Below are 15,724 nucleotides of genomic sequence, written 5' to 3'. Positions count from 1 at the left end.
CGGCTACGACCCGGTGGACAATAAATGTGCGTCTCGGCGCACACTCAACTCACATTCAGAGCAAGATTGATGTGGGGTGGCGTCGACGAGTGTAGTATGAGCGACACAGCTCGCGAAGACCGAATCAGCGTCGCCGGCTCCAGAAGCTTCGACAGCGTCGACTGCGAGACGTTCGACGTCAGCGGGAAGGGAACCGTCTCTGGGGACGCCCGGGCGGACGAGGTGGACGTCAGCGGCAAGGCCACCGTCGGCGGCGACCTCGACAGCCAGGACGTCGACACCACCGGGAAGCTCGAGGTCGGCGGTGACGCCGCCGCCGACGAGCTGTCGGTCAGCGGGAAGTTCGACGTCGGCGGGAACCTCGACGGCCACGACATCGACGCCAGCGGGAAACTCGAGGTCGCCGGCAGCCTCGTCGCCGCAGCGGTGTCGACCAGCGGGAAAGTGGAAGTCGGCGGGCTCACCGACGTGACCGAGCTCACAATCGGCGGCGCGGGCTCGTTCGGGGACGTGAACGTCGGGAGTTTCGTCGGCGCCGGGAAAGTCACCGCCGACGAGTTCGCCGCCGAGCGCTTCGAACTGACCGTGGACGGCCGCTCGCGCGTGGACGCCATCGAGGCGTCCGAGGTCGTCGTCCGGGACACCGACGACTCCGGGTCGTTCCTCCAGCGGCTGCTCGGGAGCGACGGCGTCCTCGACGTCGGAACGGTCGAGGGCGAGACTGTCGAACTGGAGGCCACGCGCGCCGACACCGTGGTCGCCGACTCGGTCGTCCTCGGGCCGGACGCCGAAGTAGAGACAGTCTACGCCGACGACGTCGACGCCCACGGCGACGCCACGGTCGGCGAGACACGCGACCGCGCGGCCTACTGACCGACGCAGCGAGCGAGGGACAGTCGAACCGCAGAGTAACAGCCCTGTGCTCCGGTGGCGGGCGGTGGGCCGCTGTCGGTCACGCCTCGTCGCCGAGGGACCCGCACTCGCCGGTCGCGTACTCGCGGGCGTCCTCGAGCGCCGACCGGAGTTCGTCGTTGTCCACGTCGGCGGCGTCGAGTTCCGCGAGTGCGTCCTCCACGCGCGTCGCAGCACCGGCGAGCCGGTGGCGGCGCTCGTAGGCCTCGGTGACGTCGGCGACGACGGTGAGGACCGCGTCCTCGTCGGTCCCCGGGGCGTCGAAGGGAATCTTGTGGACCTCCTCGACGCGCTCGCCGCCGACCTCGTCGTCGACGTGCTGCTCCGGGACGTACAGCGGCTCCCCGGACTCGACGACCTGTTCGTCCTCGCGGTAGAACCGCTCGGCGAGCTCGTCGGACAGGAACTCGGCTTCGTTGCGGCCCTCGACCTCCTCGGGGGTCAGGCCGTAGTTCGACGCGCCGGACTCGTTCACGAGGAGGTACTCGCCGTCGATGGTCTTCACGAGCACGCACTGCGGGAGCAAGTCCAGCGCGCGCCGCAGCCGCTGTTCGCCCCGCCGAGCGTCCTCGCGGGCGCGCCGGCGGCTCACGGCGTTGCGTACCGTGTTCGCGAGCACCGCGTACTGGTCGGTGCCGGTGTCCTTCTGGAGGTAGTCGGTGACCCCCGCCGAAATCGCCTCGCTCGCCGTGGCCTCGCTGCCCTTCCCGGTGAACAGCACGAACGGCAGGTCGGGGTCGTCCTCGCGGACCACCTCGAGGAGTTCGAGCCCGTCCATCTTCGGCATCTCGTAGTCGGAGACGACGCAGTCCGCCGCGTCGACGTGGTCGAGGGCCGACTCGGGGTCGGCGACCGTCGTGACAGACAGCGGCCGGCCGCCGTCGTCGCGCTCGAGGTAGGTGGCCGCGAGCTCCCCGAACGTCTCGTCGTCTTCGACGTGGAGGACCTCGATAGGTCGCGTCCGCGAGCGACTCCCCTCGGTGTCCTCCGCCCCGGTGCTCATACCCCGGGCCACGGACACCGGAAGCAAAGGCGTTTCGCCACTGTCACGTCTCGCGGCCTGTGGCGTCCTCGTCGTCGGCGAACGCCACGCGCTCCAGGACGTACTCGACGGTCGTGTCGTCGATGCCCGTGATGAGGACGTCCCAGCCGTGCGTCGTCGCCACGCCCGCTACGGGGTCCGGCCGGGGCTGCGAGCCGGCGTAGAGGTCCCGGGAGAGCGTGTCGACCACTGCCGGCGACTCGACTCGCACCCGGAACCCGTCGTCGGTCGTGGCCACAGTCAGCGTGCAGTCCCCCGGTTTCAGGCCGACCGTCCGCTCGACGATTTCTTCGAAGAACGCCACCAGGCTCGCTTCCTCGACGGCGAGTGTCGCGTCTGCGTCGTCGACGTCGAGGACAGCGTCCGCGTGCGGGTCGAGGGTCTGCCAGGCAGCGCGCGCGGCGGCTGCCAGATTCGCCGTCTCACCGCTTTCGGTGGCATCGCCGTCCGGTGCGGCCGTCGCGCCCGGAGCGTCGACCTCCCGCAGGAGGCCGAGGATGGCGGGCTCCCCGCCGTAGTCCACGCGGCCGCCGTTGACCTCGACGTGGACGCGCTCGCCGTCCGGGCGCATCCCGGTGACGACGTACCGGACGCTGTCCACGGCGCCCTCCTCCCGCCGGACGAGGGCGTCCAGCACGCGCTCGCGGTCGGCGGGCGCCAGCACCGCCTCGACCGACAGGCCGAGGACGTCCTCGCGCTCCCGGCCGAAGATGTCCGCGAACTTCTGGTTGGCCTGCACGAACTCGCCGCCCTGACTGATAGCGACGCCGACGAGCCGCTGCTCGAACAGCTGCCGGTACCACTGCTCGGCGCGCTCGCGCTGCGTGGCCTCTCGCACGTGTTCGACGGCGTTGCGCACCGTGTTCGCGAGTAACTCGTACTGGTCGGTACCCGTCTCCTTCTGGAGGTAGTCGGTGACGCCGGCGGAGATGGCTTCGCTGGCGATCTCCTCGCTGCCCTTCCCGGTGAACAGCACGAACGGCAGGTCGGGGTACCGTGCGCGGACGGCCTCGAGCAGGTCGAGACCGTTGCGTCCCGGCATGTCGTAGTCGGAGACGACGCAGTCGACGTCGTGTTCGGCGAGCACGTCGAGAGCTTCGTCGCCCGAGCAGGCGGTGACCGGGTGGATGTCGTCGGCCTGTCGCTCCAGGAGTTCCGATTCGAGGTCCAGGAACGCCCGGTCGTCGTCCACGCAGAGGACCGTCAGGCGGCCGGGCCGTGGCGCACTCATTCTGAAGTACTATCGTGTCGCCTGACATAGTAGTGGCGCCCGAACGTATTCCCGTAGCAACAGATAACGCAGTGCTTAACAGGACACCGGCAAAAGTTGCTCCCGATGGGGCTGGTCGTCACGCTCACCGCCTACGGCGTCGCCGCAGCCCTTTTCGTCGCAGCCGCCGCCTACGCCAGCCGCCGGCTCGCCGGCGACCCGAGCGCGACCGACGACGCGCCCACCGACCGCCAATGAGCCTCCGGTCGGCACTCCAGAAACGGCCGGACGTGGAGTCGTTTTTCACCGCCGACCGCGACGTCGGCCCACTGGTCGGCGGCGCCAGCCTCACCGCCACCCAGGTCAGCGCCGGCACCCTCGTCGGCACCGTCGGCATCCACTACCTTACCGGCGTCGGCTTCGTCTGGGTGTGGCTGCCCATCTGGGCGGGCTGGCTCGTCTCGACGCTGTTCGTCGCCCCCCAGCTCCGGGCGGCCGGCGGCTTCACGGTCCCGGACTTCCTCGCCGCCCGGTTCGGTACCGCGGCCCTGCGCGGCGCCGCCGCCGCGTTCATCGCTGCCGTCTACCTCGTCTACACCACCGGCCAGTACGTCGCCGGCGGCGTCATCCTCGACGCACTCGTCGGCGTCGGCGGCGTCCCCGCAGCCGCGCTCGTCGCCGTGCTCGCGCTCTCCTACACCGTCTCCGGCGGGATGCGCGCCAGCGTCTACTCGGACGTCGCACAGGTCGCGTTGCTCGTCGGCGGCCTCCTCGCCGCGACCGCCATCGGCCTCGGGGACGTCGGCGGCCTCGCCGCGCTCGGCACCGCCGCAGCGAGCGTCGACCCCGGTCTCGTCGCGTGGAACGGCGGCTGGCGGACCGTCGTCGCGCTCGGCCTGGCGTTCGGCATCGGCACCACAGTCGCGCCCTACGAGCTCTCCCGCGTGAACGCCATGCAGGACCCGGACACCGTCCGGTCCGCCATCGGCGTCGCCGTCGCCATACAGGCCGTCGTCGGCGCCTGCATCGCCGTCCTCGGCGTGCTCGCCCGCGTCCAGTACCCCACACTCGCGAACCCTGACGCCGCGCTCGTCTCGCTCGCGGTCGACCTGTTCGGGCCGGTCGTCGGCAGCCTGCTGTTGCTCGCCGCGCTCGCCGCCATCGTCTCCACCGTCGACTCCGTCCTCCTCGTCACCGCCTCGGCGGTCGCACACGACATCTACGCGGAGACCCTGCCCGCGCTCGGCGTCACCGACGACCCGGGCCAGCACCACGTCCTCTCGCTCGCCCGGGCCACCATCGTCGCCGCCGCCGCAGTCCCGGTCGGGCTGACCGCCGCTGCCGGCGCGCTCGGCGGCCTCGTGCAGTTCATCGTCGCGCTGTACGCGTCGCTGCTCGGTGCGACACTGTTCGCCCCCCTGCTGGCGGCGCTGCACTGGCCGGGAACGACCGGCATCGGCGCAGCAGCGGGGATGGTGGCCGGGTTCGCCGCCGCCGCCGGCTGGCACGTCCTCTCCGCGCCCGGTGGCCCGGTCGCCGACGTCGTCGTCGTCGACCCGGTGGTTCCCGGCGTCGCCGCCAGCGCGCTCGCCGTCGTCGCCGTCTCCAGGTGGTAACTACTCCTCGGCGACCGGCACCGTCAGCACGGGCGTGTCCGTGGACTCGACGACCTGCCGGGAGACGCTGCCGAGCATCGACTGCTCGAACTCGCCGCGCCGCGTCCCCATCACCACGAGGTCCGCGTCGTCCTCGTCGAGCGCAGCGAGAATCTCTTCGGCCGGGTCGCCGTCCCGGACCAGCGTCTGTGCGTCGACGCCCTCCGCCGCGAGGCGGTCGGCCGCCCGTTCGACGGCGTCCTCGCCCTGCGTGCGGAGCTGTGCGGTCGCCTCGTCCTGCATCCCGTCGTCGAGCGTGAGGAACGCGCGGTCGTCCACGACGTAGAGCACGTCCACCGTGGCGTCGCGTCGGCCGGCGACGTCGGCGGCGTGGTCGACGACCCGCTCCATCGACTCGCTGTCGTCCACCGGCAGCAGAATCCGGTCGTACATACTCGGCGGTAGGTGGACCCGTGGTAAAACCGACGCGGAATCGCCGCGAGCCGCCTAGCGCTTCCCGAGCGCCGCCTCGAAGGCGCGCTGTGCGCGGTCGTAGGCGTGGTCGCGGTCGACGATGGGGTGGTGGTAGTCCGGCGCGAGCCGCTCGCGCTCGGAGTGCCGGAGCGTCGGCCAGTCCACGACGGCCTCGGGGTCGACGCCCCGCAGTTCGGGGACGTACTCGGTGACGAACTCGGCGTCGGCGTCGTACTTGGCCATCTGGCTGACGGGGTCGAAGATGCGGACGTCGACGGTGTCGGTACCCGTCGACGCCGTCCACTGCCAGTTCGCGGCGTTGTTCGCGGGGTCGTAGTCCACCAGCCGGTCGGCGAAGTAGCGCTCGCCGCGCCGCCAGTCCACGAGCAGGTGCTTGGTGAGGAAGCTCGCGACCACCTGCCGGGGACGGTTGTGGACGTACCCCTCCTCGTAGAGCTGGCGCATCCCGGCGTCGACGAGCGGGTAGCCCGTCTCGCCGCGCGTCCACGCCGCGAAGTGGTCGTCGTCGTTCTCCCAGCGGATGTCGCGCTCGAAGTCGACGTAGTTCTCCGTCTGGAGGCGGGGGTTAGCGAAGAGGAGGTGGTAGTTCTGTTCGCGCCACGACAGCTCGTAGCGGTACTTCCCGACGTTCCGCCGGGCGTCACCCGTGGCGTCGTCGTAGACGTCCCCGACGGCCGCCCAGACCTCCCGGATACCGAGGTTACCGGCCGCGAGATACGGTGACAGCCGGGAGACGGCACTCGTCGGGTCGTCGACGGCCGCCGCGAGGTCGTCCCGGGTGTCGCTGTACGACTCGACGCCGTCTGCGAGAAACGAGTCGAGGCGGTCGCGGGCGGCCCGGTAGCCCGCCTCGGGAATGGTCGCGTCGGTCTCGGGGACGGCGAGCCTGTGGTCGTCCCGTACGTCGGCGAGCGCGCCGTCGTCGGGCGCGGGCACCGGGTCCGGTTTCGGCGCCTGCTGCCAGTCGTCGTGGAACTGGCTGTGCGAGGGGTAGGAGTCGTCGAGGACGGAGGGGTCGACGAGCGAGTTGTCCACCCTGCTCGCCGTCTCGACGCCCGCGCGGGCGAGTGCAGCCTCGGCGCGCGTCTGTCGGTTCCGGCGCGCGGCGTCGTAGTGGTCGGCGTGGACGACGACGTCGGCGCCGAACTCGGCGGCGAGCTCCGGGAGCACGTCCTCGGCAGCCCCCTCGCGGACGACGAGGTCGCTGCCGCGCTCGCGGTACGCCGACTGGAGCGCCCGGACGCTCTCGGCGAGGAACGCGCGCTTCGGGCGGCCGACCTGCGAGAGCACGGCCTCGTCGAAGACGTAGACGGGGACGACCGCTCCATCGGACTCGCCGTCACCCACGCCCGCTGTCGCGGCGGCGTGCAGCCCGCGGTTGTCGGGGACGCGGAGGTCCCGCTGGTGCCAGTACAGCCGCATCGCTGTCAGTCCGACGGGCTGGGGGTGCCCAGTCCGTAGTCACCCGGGACGGCCAGCGGGTCGGTCGAGCCGGTCGCGTCGGGGTCGTCGTCGATGACGGCTTTCGCGACGTGCTCGCCGCTGATGAGGCACATCGGCATCCCGATGCCGGGGTTCGTGTACGCGCCGACGTAGTAGTGGCCGTCCGGCCCGCCGCGCTTCCCGGGGCGCAGCGGCCCCGTCTGGAACAGCGTGTGCGCGAGCCCCAGCGCCGTCCCGCCCGGGTCGCCGAACTGGTCGCTGAACTCCGAGACGCAGGCGGACTCCTCGACGACGATGCGGTCCCGCAAATCGACGCCCGTCTGGTCGGCGAGGTCCGCCAGCAGCATCTCGCGGTACTCCTCCCGTACCTCTGGGCCGTCGTCCAGCCCCGGCGCGATGGGGAGCAGGACGACGACCGCCTCGTGGCCCTCGGGCGCGACGGCGTCGTCGGTCTTCGACGCGACCGAGAGGTAGTACGCCGGGTCGTCGGGCCACGCCGGGTCGTCGAAGATCTGCTCGAAGTGGCCGTCCCAGTCGGTCGGCAACACCAGCGAGTGGTGCGCAAGGGGGTCGACGTCGCCCTCCACGCCGAGGTAGAACAGGAGTGCAGACGGCGCGTACGTCTGGTCGTCCCAGTAGCCGTCGGCGTGGTCGCGGCCGCCGTCGTCCAGCAGTTCGCGCTCGGCGTACGCCGGGTTCGCGTTGTTCACGACGATGTCGGTGCCGACAGTGCCCTCACTGGTCGCGAGCGTGAACTCGCCCCGCTCGCCCCGGATACCCTCGACTTCGACGCCCGTCTCGATGGTCGCGCCCTGCTCGACGGCGAGGTCCGCGAGCGCGTCCACGACGCCCGCGATGCCGCCCTCGGGGTAGAAGACGTTCCCGTCGAAGTCGACGTGGCTCATGATGGAGTACAGCGCCGGCGTGTTGTGGGGGGCGCCGCCGAGGAACACGAGCGTGTACTCCAGGAGCTGGCGGAGCTTCGGGTGGTCGAAGAACCGCGAGACGTAGTCGTCCATGTTCCCGAACAGCCGGAATCTGGGCGCCAGCGGCAGCATCTCCGTGCTGGCGTAGTCCCGGAAGCTCGTGCGGTCCGGGTAGACCACGCGGTTCATCGCGAGTTCGTAGTTCCGCGCGGTCCGCGAGAGGTACGCCTCGAGGGCGTCGCCGGCGCCGTCCTCGTAGGACTCGAACAGCTCGTGGGCGTTCCGGCGGTGCGGTTCGATCGTCGCCGAGTCGCCGTCCTTCCAGAACACCCTGTACTGGGGGTCGAGCCGTTCGAGGTCGTAGTAATCCTCCGGCTCTCGGTCGAAGTGGTCGAAGAACCGCTCGAAGACGTCCGGCATCAGGTACCAGGACGGCCCGGTGTCGAACCGGAAGCCGTCGCGTTCGAGGACGCCGGCGCGGCCGCCGACCGCGTCGTGTCGTTCGAGCAGCGTCACGTCGGCGCCGGCGCGCGCCAGGTACGCCGTCGCGGCGAGGCCACCGAAGCCGCCGCCGACGACAGTCACGTCACGTTCCCCGGGGAGACTCCCCTGCATGCGTGGGTGTTGGCACGCCGGCGACAAAAACACCAGCCGTCCCCACGTCGCCTGCCGGCACTCCGAAGCGGGGTGCGTTGCGTCCCGGCTGGGACCGCGCTGATAAGCCGAGTGTACAACTGGCCCGAGCGCGCGCCGGCTGCCGGCGCGGGACACCAGAACGAGGTGACTGCGACGAGTTCGTGGCGTAACGCCGGCTTTCGAATCGCACCCGTCCGTCCCGCAGGAAACCGCAACGACCGGCTAACAGGTAGGGTTAGAGAAGTCGTGAGTAGCACGCCGTTTGGTGATTCGAGCCAGAGTATAACAATGCGGTTGGCCGCCGAGTCATCTAGTGGGCATGACAGGCACAAGCACGCGGAGACTCAAGATCGGGGCCGTACTGATGGCACTGACAGTCGCGCTGTCGGCCGGCGCGGCGGTCGCCACCACGTCGCCGGGCACACCAGCACAGCAGGCCGGAGCGGCCGGCTCGACAGCCACAGCCGAGGACGTGACAGCCGATCGCGTCCAGATGGAGGACGTCGAAGTCGAGGGGCTGACGTTCCAACTGGGCGAGATCGGTGGCACCGAGGACGCGCTGCGGAGCGCGTTCGGGTCGGCCCTCGGTGACAACGTCGAGGGCTTCGAGGCCGGAGCCGTCCAGATCGAGAACATCGACTCGGCGTCCATCACCATCGAGAACAACACCGTGACCGTCGACGCCGAGGTCGACTCCATCATGCTGGAGGACGTCGAGGCTGACACCGTCACGTGGGACCGCTCGAACGGTGACGTTGCGCAGGGCATGCTCGCGGGCGGCGGCCTGAGCTTCGGGTCGCTAACCGTCGAGGGCCTCAGCGTCGGCACGCTCTCGGTCGAAGCGGCCGAGGCGGGCCCGCCGGACGAAGAGCCGACTGAAGAACCGACCGAAGAACCGACCGAAGAACCGACCGAAGAACCGACCGAAGAACCGACCGAAGAACCGACGACGACTGAAGCGCCAACCACCACCGAGGCACCAACCACGACTGAAGCGCCAACCACCACCGAGGCACCCACCACGACTGAAGCACCCACCACCACCGAGGCACCAACCACGACTGAAGCACCCACCACCACCGAGGCACCAACCACGACTGAAGCACCCACCACCACCGAGGCACCCACCACTACCGAGGCACCCACCACCACCGAGGCACCCACCACCACCGAAGAGCCGACCGACGGCAACGAGACCGACGATAACGAGACCGCGATGGCGTCGGTGACCTTCGAGGACCAGACCTCGAACGGGACCGCCGTCAACGTCTCGGCCGTCTCGCTGCCCGAGGACGGCTACGTCGCCATCCACAACGACTCCCTCCTCGAGGGAGATGTGACGGCTAGCGTCGTCGGCGTCTCGGAGTACCTCGAAGCCGGCGACTACGAGAACCTCACCGTCGAACTGTTCAACGTCTCCGGGGCCGACTTCGCCGAGAACCAGACGCTGACCGAGAACCAGACGCTCATCGCCATGCCGCACGTCGAAGACAGCGGCAACGAAACCTACGACTTCGTCGCCACGGACGGCCTCGACGACGGCCCGTTCGTCGCTGACGGCGCGGCGGTGACGGCCGACGCGAACGTCACCGTCGAACTGGACGAGACGGCGATGGACAACGAGACGGACACCGGCAACGAGACGACCGAGGAACCGACGACGACCGAAGAGCCGACCGACGGCAACGAGACCGAGGAGAACGAGACCGCGATGGCGTCGGTGACCTTCGAGGACCAGACCTCGAACGGGACCGCCGTCAACGTCTCGGCCGTCTCGCTGCCCGAGGACGGCTACGTCGCCATCCACAACGACTCCCTCCTCGAGGGAGATGTGACGGCTAGCGTCGTCGGCGTCTCGGAGTACCTCGAAGCCGGCGACTACGAGAACCTCACCGTCGAACTGTTCAACGTCTCCGGGGCCGACTTCGCCGAGAACCAGACGCTCATCGAGAACCAGACGCTCATCGCCATGCCGCACGTCGAGAACAGCGGCAACGAAACCTACGACTTCGTCGCCACGGACGGCCTCGACGACGGCCCGTTCGTCGCTGACGGGGTCGCGGTGACGGCCGACGCGAACGTCACCGTCGTGCTGAACGAGACGGCGGCAGCGCCCGAGAACGAGACCGACACGTAACGCCGCGGCGCGGCCCGGGCGACTCCGGGACCCCGGCGGTACGTGGCCGCTGCTGTTTCTTTGCGTGCAGTGTCGGGGAGTGCCGACAGTGGGAGGGGACAGGGAGAATTAGGCTGTCCTACACGCCGTCGTAGACGACGCAGTTCTCGTCGTCGACGAGGTTGTGGAGGCGGCGGTCGTCGTCGGTGGTGAACTGCCGCTGGCAGCGGTCGACCCACGAGGTGTCGGTGCTCGGCGGGTCGGCGCCCTCGCTTGAGTCGATGGCCGGGAGACTCGGTGCCTCTGCTCGGGGTTCGGTGGCTGTCTTCACGAGTAGCGTGTGGCTGTGGTCGGCGTGGTCGGGAGTCGGTCAATCGGTGTCGGCGTCGCCTGGTCGGACGTGGGCCGGTGCATCGGGCGTCCCGACCGTCGCCCCCATACATCATAAACGTTCATGTAGAATCCAAAATCGCCGTCGGAACCACGTGACGCCCACTCGAACCGCCAGACACAGCGCCCAGTCGCCCAGAAGAAGAGCCGCCTTGCCCGAAATCCGAGACCTGGACGGCGTGTCGCGAGGTACCACGAGTACCACGTCCTTTTACTGTGGTGGGTTCGTAGACGAGGTGTGAGCGACGACAGCGGGCGCCGGAACCTCCGGATGCCCAACGACGACGAAGTGTTTGCGGTCGTCAAGCGACACGACGGCGGGAACCACGTAACGCTGCAGTGCGAGGACGGCGAAGAACGCATGGGCCGTATCCCCGGCCGAATGAAGTACCGCACCTGGATCAACGAGGGCGACGTCGTCCTCGCCGAGCCGTGGGACTGGCAGGACGAGAAGGCGAACGTCGAGTGGCGGTACTCCGACCAGGACGCCGACCAGCTGCGCGCCGAAGGCCACATCGAGTAATCCGCCCCGCGGTACAGCGCGCTAGCGGCCGTTCTTTCACTGTGTAGCGCCAGCAGCGGCGGTTTCGGCGACGGCGCTGCGAATCCAGAGACTTACCGGGAACGCCTGTGCGAGCGTCCAGTACGACGAACGCACTGCTGGGCGGGTAGCGTCGCCGAAAAATCTGCGGTTCGTTCGTCGTAGAGAGTCCGAGTTATACGCGAACGACGTTCTTCGCGCGCGGGCCCTTGGGAGCCTGCTCGATGTCGAACTCGATTTCGGTGCCTTCAGTGAGATCTTCGCCGCCGACGTCCTCCATGTGGAAGAAAACGTCCTCGTCCGCGTCCTCAGTCTCGATGAAACCGTAGCCGCCCGTGTCGTTGAAGAAGTCGACCTGACCTTCTGCCATTGCGACTGAACACACGCCCGTTCTACGCATAAGAGTACCGCATCCGTCGGCCAGAACGGCGAGAATAAAAACAAATGTTCGCTATGCCGCCGTTCTGCCATCATTTCGTCACTGAATGGTCGGCTCACAGCGGTGGAAGTACTAGATACCACAGAAACGATCGTCGTTTCGACGGCACCAGCAGTTCCCGACGGCGACGGCGCCGGCGTCGTGTACTCGACTGCGGCCGGGGGAGCAGCGCACGGCAAACGAGCGAACGCCGAGCTTACTAGTCGAGTGCTTCGCGCCGCAGGGACGCGTAAGGAGGCCTTACAGGTGGCTGAGACGCTACTCCGCACCCGGTCAGTCGGACGTCGCCACGTCGACGCGAGTGCCGGCAGCCCCTGCCGCGGACAGGTGTGGATAACGAAGGACGTCAGCAGTCTTTCCGGGGCTATGGCACGGGCAGACACCGTCGACGACGGGGTCACGGCCACGCTGCTGGCGAGCGTCCACGACGTCGACCGGAACCAGTGGAACAACCTCGTCACGCAGGCCGACCGCGGCAGCCTCTTCCACCGCCACGAGTGGCTCGCAGCGGTCGAGGCGGGCCTCGACTACCGGCCGCGGCACGCGCTCGTCGCCAAGGACGGGAACCCGGTGGCCGTCCTCCCGGTGTTCGCTGCCGACCTCGACCTCCCCCACGACGCGGCGGACGCGGTCGCAGACGCGCTCGGTGTCACCGCGCTGCTGTCCGGCGAACCGGGCTACGGCGGCCCGGTCGTGGCGGGCGACGAGGCGGCGAACGTCGACCGGCTGTTCGACGCGCTGGACGCTACCGGCGGCGGCCCGGTGCTGTACCACCGCATCGCCAGCCACGACCTCGGCCTGGTGCGCTACGGCCAGTACCTCGCCAACCGGGGGTACGAGCTGTCGACCGACCTCGCGGTGCTCGTCCTCGACATCGACCGGTCGTGGGAGCGCGTGCTCGCCGACATGGACAAGGAACGCCGGAAAGCGATTCGAGACGCCCGCGAGCAGGAGTACGCCGTCGAGGTCGGCGTGCTCGGCGACGACCTCGACCGGACGTACGAGCTGTACCGGCGGAACGTCCGGCGCGTCGACGGCAACGCATTCCCGAAGTCGCTGCTGGAAGCGGTCGCCGACCACCTCGCGGACCGCACTCGCGTGTTCACCGCGCGGGTCGACGGCGACGTGGTCGGCCGGTACGTCTACCTGCTGGACGCCGAACAGTCCGTGCTCGTCCACTGGCTGTCGGCCATCCCCGACGAGTCCTGCTACGAGTCGATGCCCTCCGAGCTCATGCACGCCGCGGCAATCGAGTGGGGCATCGCGGAGGGCTTCGACGCGTACAGCTTCGACAGGACCGGTGCGCACTTCGACAACTCCGTCTTCCGGTTCAAGTCGAAGTACGGCGCCGAGGCAGTGCCGCTGTTGCACTGGGAGAAGGGGCAGAACCCAGTCGTGTGGCCGCTGTTCGAGGCGGCCCGCGACCGGTACCGCGCCCGTTCGCTCAAGGATAGCTGAGAAGTTACCCGCGCTCGCTGCCGCCCAGCGCGTTCGTCAGCACCATCGGCGTGCTGTCGGGCGCACTCGCCGGCGGGCCGGAGAGCACAGCGGTCCTCGGCCACCTCGCGCTGTTCGCGCTACGGCCGTGAGCTCGGTCGTCCGCGACGGACGACGACGCGCCGACGCCGTACCGGGGACCACCAGAAGGTCTATTCGCGGGCGTCGTGTATAGGTTCGAAATTGCTCGGGAACACCGGTAGTCAGGCGACCGCCGTGCGCCGGCCGTCGGCGACAGGGCGGCAACGATGACGGGAGAGCGCTCGCAGGCGGTGAACCGGCGCACCGTGCTCGGCGGCATCGCAGCAGGCGCCACGTCGGCGCTCGCGGGCTGCTCACTGTTCGAGACCAGCGACGACGGGGACGCGTCGGTCGTCGAGGACGCGGACCGCGCGCGGTCGCTCGCCGAGCAGTTCGCGCCGACGCTGTACTTCGACGAGCACGAGCAGTGGTTCCCGACGGACCCCCAGCCCTACGAGGTCGAGCGCGACGGGGAGACGGTCGTCGACGGCTTCGAGGCGCTGAACGGCTACGCGGAGCGCAGCGGCGACGACGGCGACCCGGTCGACCCCGTGTCGTTCTTCAACGTCGTCGAGTACGAGGCGTCGCCGCTTGCGGTCGTCCAGTTCTGGTTCTACTCGGCGTTCGACCAGTTCGCCACGAACTTCCACTGGCACGACTGGGAGGTCCTGCACGTGTTCGTGGACACCGAGACCGGGGAGCCACAGCTGTACGTGGCGAGCTCGCACTCCCGGAAAGTCCCGAACAACGAGTTCCTCGACCCGGACGGCAGCCGCCGCCCCCGCATCCTCACGGAACTGGGCTCGCACTCCAGTGGCCTCTCGGTGAACGAGGACGCCGACAAGTTCCAGCGTCTGCCGCTGGACGGCAGCGTCGCCGACGTCACGAACAGCGTCCTCGAGGGCGTCGAGGCCATCGCCGCCATCCCGCTGGCGTACGGGCTGCCGCGCGACGAACAGTTCGCGCTGCCGTACAGCGTCCCCGAGCTGGACGGCGAGCCGCTGTACGACCACGACGACCTGCCGGCGGTCGGCGCCGAGGACCTCGTCGACGAGTCGCTGACCGTGCGGTCGTTCGACGCGCTGGAGTCCCCGCCGGACCTCCCCGAGCGCGAGACCGGGCTCCAGTTCGACTTCGCGGGCGCCAGCGACGCCGACCCGGACGTCGAGTACGAACTCCGGCCGACGACCGACCTCGAGCACGTCGCGGACTTCGTCGGTCCCCAGTTGAGCTTCGAGTTCGCCATCCCCGACTTCGTCGAGGACGCCGTCGCCGGTCACATCACGACGACCGGCGTCCCCTGGCAGAGCCCCCGGTACACGAACCCGGCGGCGGACATCAGCGAGGCGCGCCACCGGCAGGCGCTGGCCGAGCGCTACGACGCCATCGGGGACCCGTCCCCCGTCAATCAGGTGGTCGCGGGCGTGACAAACGCCATCACGAGCGACGACGCCCCCGAGAACGAGGGGTTGACGACCGAGTCGTCGTCCCTCGAACTGGTCGCGTTGCTGCAGAGCGAGCCGGAGGCCGTCCCGACGTTCAACGGCATCGCCGTCGTGCAGGGCGTCACCGAGGGCGAGCACAGGCTCACCGTCAACGGCGCGGGCGTCGAACCCCACAGCGAGACGGTCGCCGTGGGCGGCGACGACAGCAGCGATAGCGGCGGCGACGGCAGCGTCACGGCCGCCGGCGTCGACGGCGAAATCCCGGTGGTCGCCCGCGAGCACAGCGTGAAACTCGAGGTCGACCCGAGCGAGGTGGACGCCGACCTCACCGACCTCGCCGTCGAGGACGACTTCGCCGGCCGGCTGTACGACGCGCCGCTGGCGGGGCCGGACGCCGTCTACGTCCACCGGGGCGGCGCGTTCACGACCGAGGTACGGGACAGCGACGACGCGATCGGTGCCGACCGCGTCAATCCCGGTGGGGACGCAGACAGTGTCCGGGTCGAGAACCCCCAGACCGGGAAGGCGTCACTCGCCAGCTACCTCGCCGACATCGCCGCGGAGACCCGGGACGAGGTCGCCGCCGTCGAAGGGGGCGGCGACTCCGACGACACCGACGACGACCGGGGCAACGGGGGTGGTGGCGGGCAGGAGAACGCCGTGAACGGGCTGGCGAACGCACTCGACGCCGTCGCCGAGGCCGCCCGCCGTGCCGCGGAGCGCGCCGAAGCCGGCGACCGAGGGAACGCCGACCAGAAACTCGAGACCGTCCAGAACCGCCTCGACCAGGTTTCCACGAGACTCTCCGAGGCGCGCGACTCACTCCCGTCCGGGCTCGCGAACGCGGCAGACAACCGCCTCGATCAGGCCCGCCGTCGCAGCGACCAGGCGAAGAACGCCGACAAACTCTGACGGCTACCGGTGGTCGCGGCGACGTGGCAAGCCACCCGACACCTTCTCGCCACAACCGACGCCTACTCGACCCAACTCGGGCAAATTCGGGCTCCGCGTGTGCT

The 15,724-nt window shown here is 69.6% G+C and carries 14 protein-coding genes; 7 read left to right on the top strand and 7 right to left on the bottom strand.

Annotated features, from left to right (window positions below; genetic code table 11):
• Positions 1 to 96: 96 nt before the first annotated feature.
• Complete coding sequence (locus tag LT971_RS04305; protein WP_237005619.1) at positions 97 to 873, top strand: hypothetical protein; 777 nt, start codon at positions 97 to 99, stop codon at positions 871 to 873.
• Positions 874 to 952: 79 nt separating this feature from the next.
• Here LT971_RS04305 and LT971_RS04300 read toward each other — a convergent pair whose 3' ends face one another.
• Both LT971_RS04300 and LT971_RS04295 read right to left on the bottom strand, forming a co-directional pair.
• Complete coding sequence (locus tag LT971_RS04300; RefSeq protein WP_237005618.1) at positions 953 to 1,915, bottom strand: PAS domain-containing protein; 963 nt, start codon at positions 1,913 to 1,915, stop codon at positions 953 to 955.
• Positions 1,916 to 1,958: 43 nt separating this feature from the next.
• Positions 1,959 to 3,185 (bottom strand): response regulator, encoded by a 1,227-nt coding sequence (locus LT971_RS04295; protein WP_237005617.1) that lies wholly within the window; start codon positions 3,183 to 3,185, stop codon positions 1,959 to 1,961.
• 105 nt (positions 3,186 to 3,290) lie between these two features.
• Between LT971_RS04295 and LT971_RS16375 the strand changes: the two genes are divergently transcribed.
• Positions 3,291 to 3,422, top strand: a complete 132-nt coding sequence (locus LT971_RS16375; protein WP_272904606.1) for a hypothetical protein — start codon at positions 3,291 to 3,293, stop codon at positions 3,420 to 3,422.
• Positions 3,419 to 4,780 (top strand): sodium:solute symporter family protein, encoded by a 1,362-nt coding sequence (locus LT971_RS04290; RefSeq protein WP_237005616.1) that lies wholly within the window; start codon positions 3,419 to 3,421, stop codon positions 4,778 to 4,780. Before LT971_RS16375 ends, LT971_RS04290 begins: the two co-directional genes overlap by 4 nt.
• Here the strand turns inward: LT971_RS04290 and LT971_RS04285 are convergent, their stop codons facing one another.
• The 3 genes from LT971_RS04285 to crtID are packed head-to-tail and all read right to left on the bottom strand — an operon-like array spanning position 4,781 to position 8,238.
• Positions 4,781 to 5,212, bottom strand: coding sequence for a universal stress protein (locus tag LT971_RS04285; RefSeq protein WP_237005615.1), 432 nt, complete (start codon positions 5,210 to 5,212; stop codon positions 4,781 to 4,783).
• Positions 5,213 to 5,266: 54 nt separating this feature from the next.
• Complete coding sequence (locus tag LT971_RS04280; protein WP_237005614.1) at positions 5,267 to 6,676, bottom strand: cryptochrome/photolyase family protein; 1,410 nt, start codon at positions 6,674 to 6,676, stop codon at positions 5,267 to 5,269.
• 5 nt (positions 6,677 to 6,681) lie between these two features.
• Positions 6,682 to 8,238, bottom strand: coding sequence for a bifunctional phytoene desaturase/3,4-desaturase (gene crtID, locus LT971_RS04275; protein ID WP_237005613.1), 1,557 nt, complete (start codon positions 8,236 to 8,238; stop codon positions 6,682 to 6,684).
• Between the two features lie 385 nt (positions 8,239 to 8,623).
• Here crtID and LT971_RS04270 point away from each other — a divergent pair, with 385 nt between their 5' ends.
• A complete protein-coding gene (locus LT971_RS04270) occupies positions 8,624 to 10,396 on the top strand; it encodes a DUF7282 domain-containing protein (protein WP_237005612.1) in 1,773 nt (590 codons plus the stop codon).
• A gap of 118 nt (positions 10,397 to 10,514) precedes the next feature.
• Here LT971_RS04270 and LT971_RS04265 read toward each other — a convergent pair whose 3' ends face one another.
• Positions 10,515 to 10,706, bottom strand: coding sequence for a hypothetical protein (locus LT971_RS04265; protein ID WP_237005611.1), 192 nt, complete (start codon positions 10,704 to 10,706; stop codon positions 10,515 to 10,517).
• A gap of 297 nt (positions 10,707 to 11,003) precedes the next feature.
• On the opposite strand from LT971_RS04265, the gene LT971_RS04260 reads away from it, so the two are divergent.
• Entirely contained in the window at positions 11,004 to 11,288 is a 285-nt protein-coding gene (locus tag LT971_RS04260; RefSeq protein ID WP_280337366.1) for a translation initiation factor eIF-1A, read from the top strand.
• 193 nt (positions 11,289 to 11,481) lie between these two features.
• On the opposite strand, the gene LT971_RS04255 is transcribed toward LT971_RS04260, so the two are convergent.
• Complete coding sequence (locus tag LT971_RS04255; RefSeq protein WP_237005610.1) at positions 11,482 to 11,676, bottom strand: cold-shock protein; 195 nt, start codon at positions 11,674 to 11,676, stop codon at positions 11,482 to 11,484.
• A 435-nt stretch (positions 11,677 to 12,111) separates the two neighbouring features.
• On the opposite strand from LT971_RS04255, the gene LT971_RS04250 reads away from it, so the two are divergent.
• Together LT971_RS04250 and LT971_RS04245 are read left to right on the top strand one after the other, a co-directional pair.
• The gene (locus LT971_RS04250; RefSeq protein ID WP_237005609.1) at positions 12,112 to 13,203 is read left to right on the top strand and encodes a GNAT family N-acetyltransferase; all 1,092 of its coding nucleotides are present in this window, start codon (positions 12,112 to 12,114) and stop codon (positions 13,201 to 13,203) included.
• A 287-nt stretch (positions 13,204 to 13,490) separates the two neighbouring features.
• Entirely contained in the window at positions 13,491 to 15,620 is a 2,130-nt protein-coding gene (locus tag LT971_RS04245; protein WP_237005608.1) for a hypothetical protein, read from the top strand.
• Positions 15,621 to 15,724 lie beyond the last annotated feature (104 nt).

The sequence above is a fragment of the Halobacterium rubrum genome, from assembly GCF_021729015.1.
Classification (GTDB): domain Archaea; phylum Halobacteriota; class Halobacteria; order Halobacteriales; family Halobacteriaceae; genus Halobacterium; species Halobacterium rubrum.
Note: the sequence above shows the minus strand (reverse complement) of the source record. Positions and strands in the feature narration are given on the sequence as shown.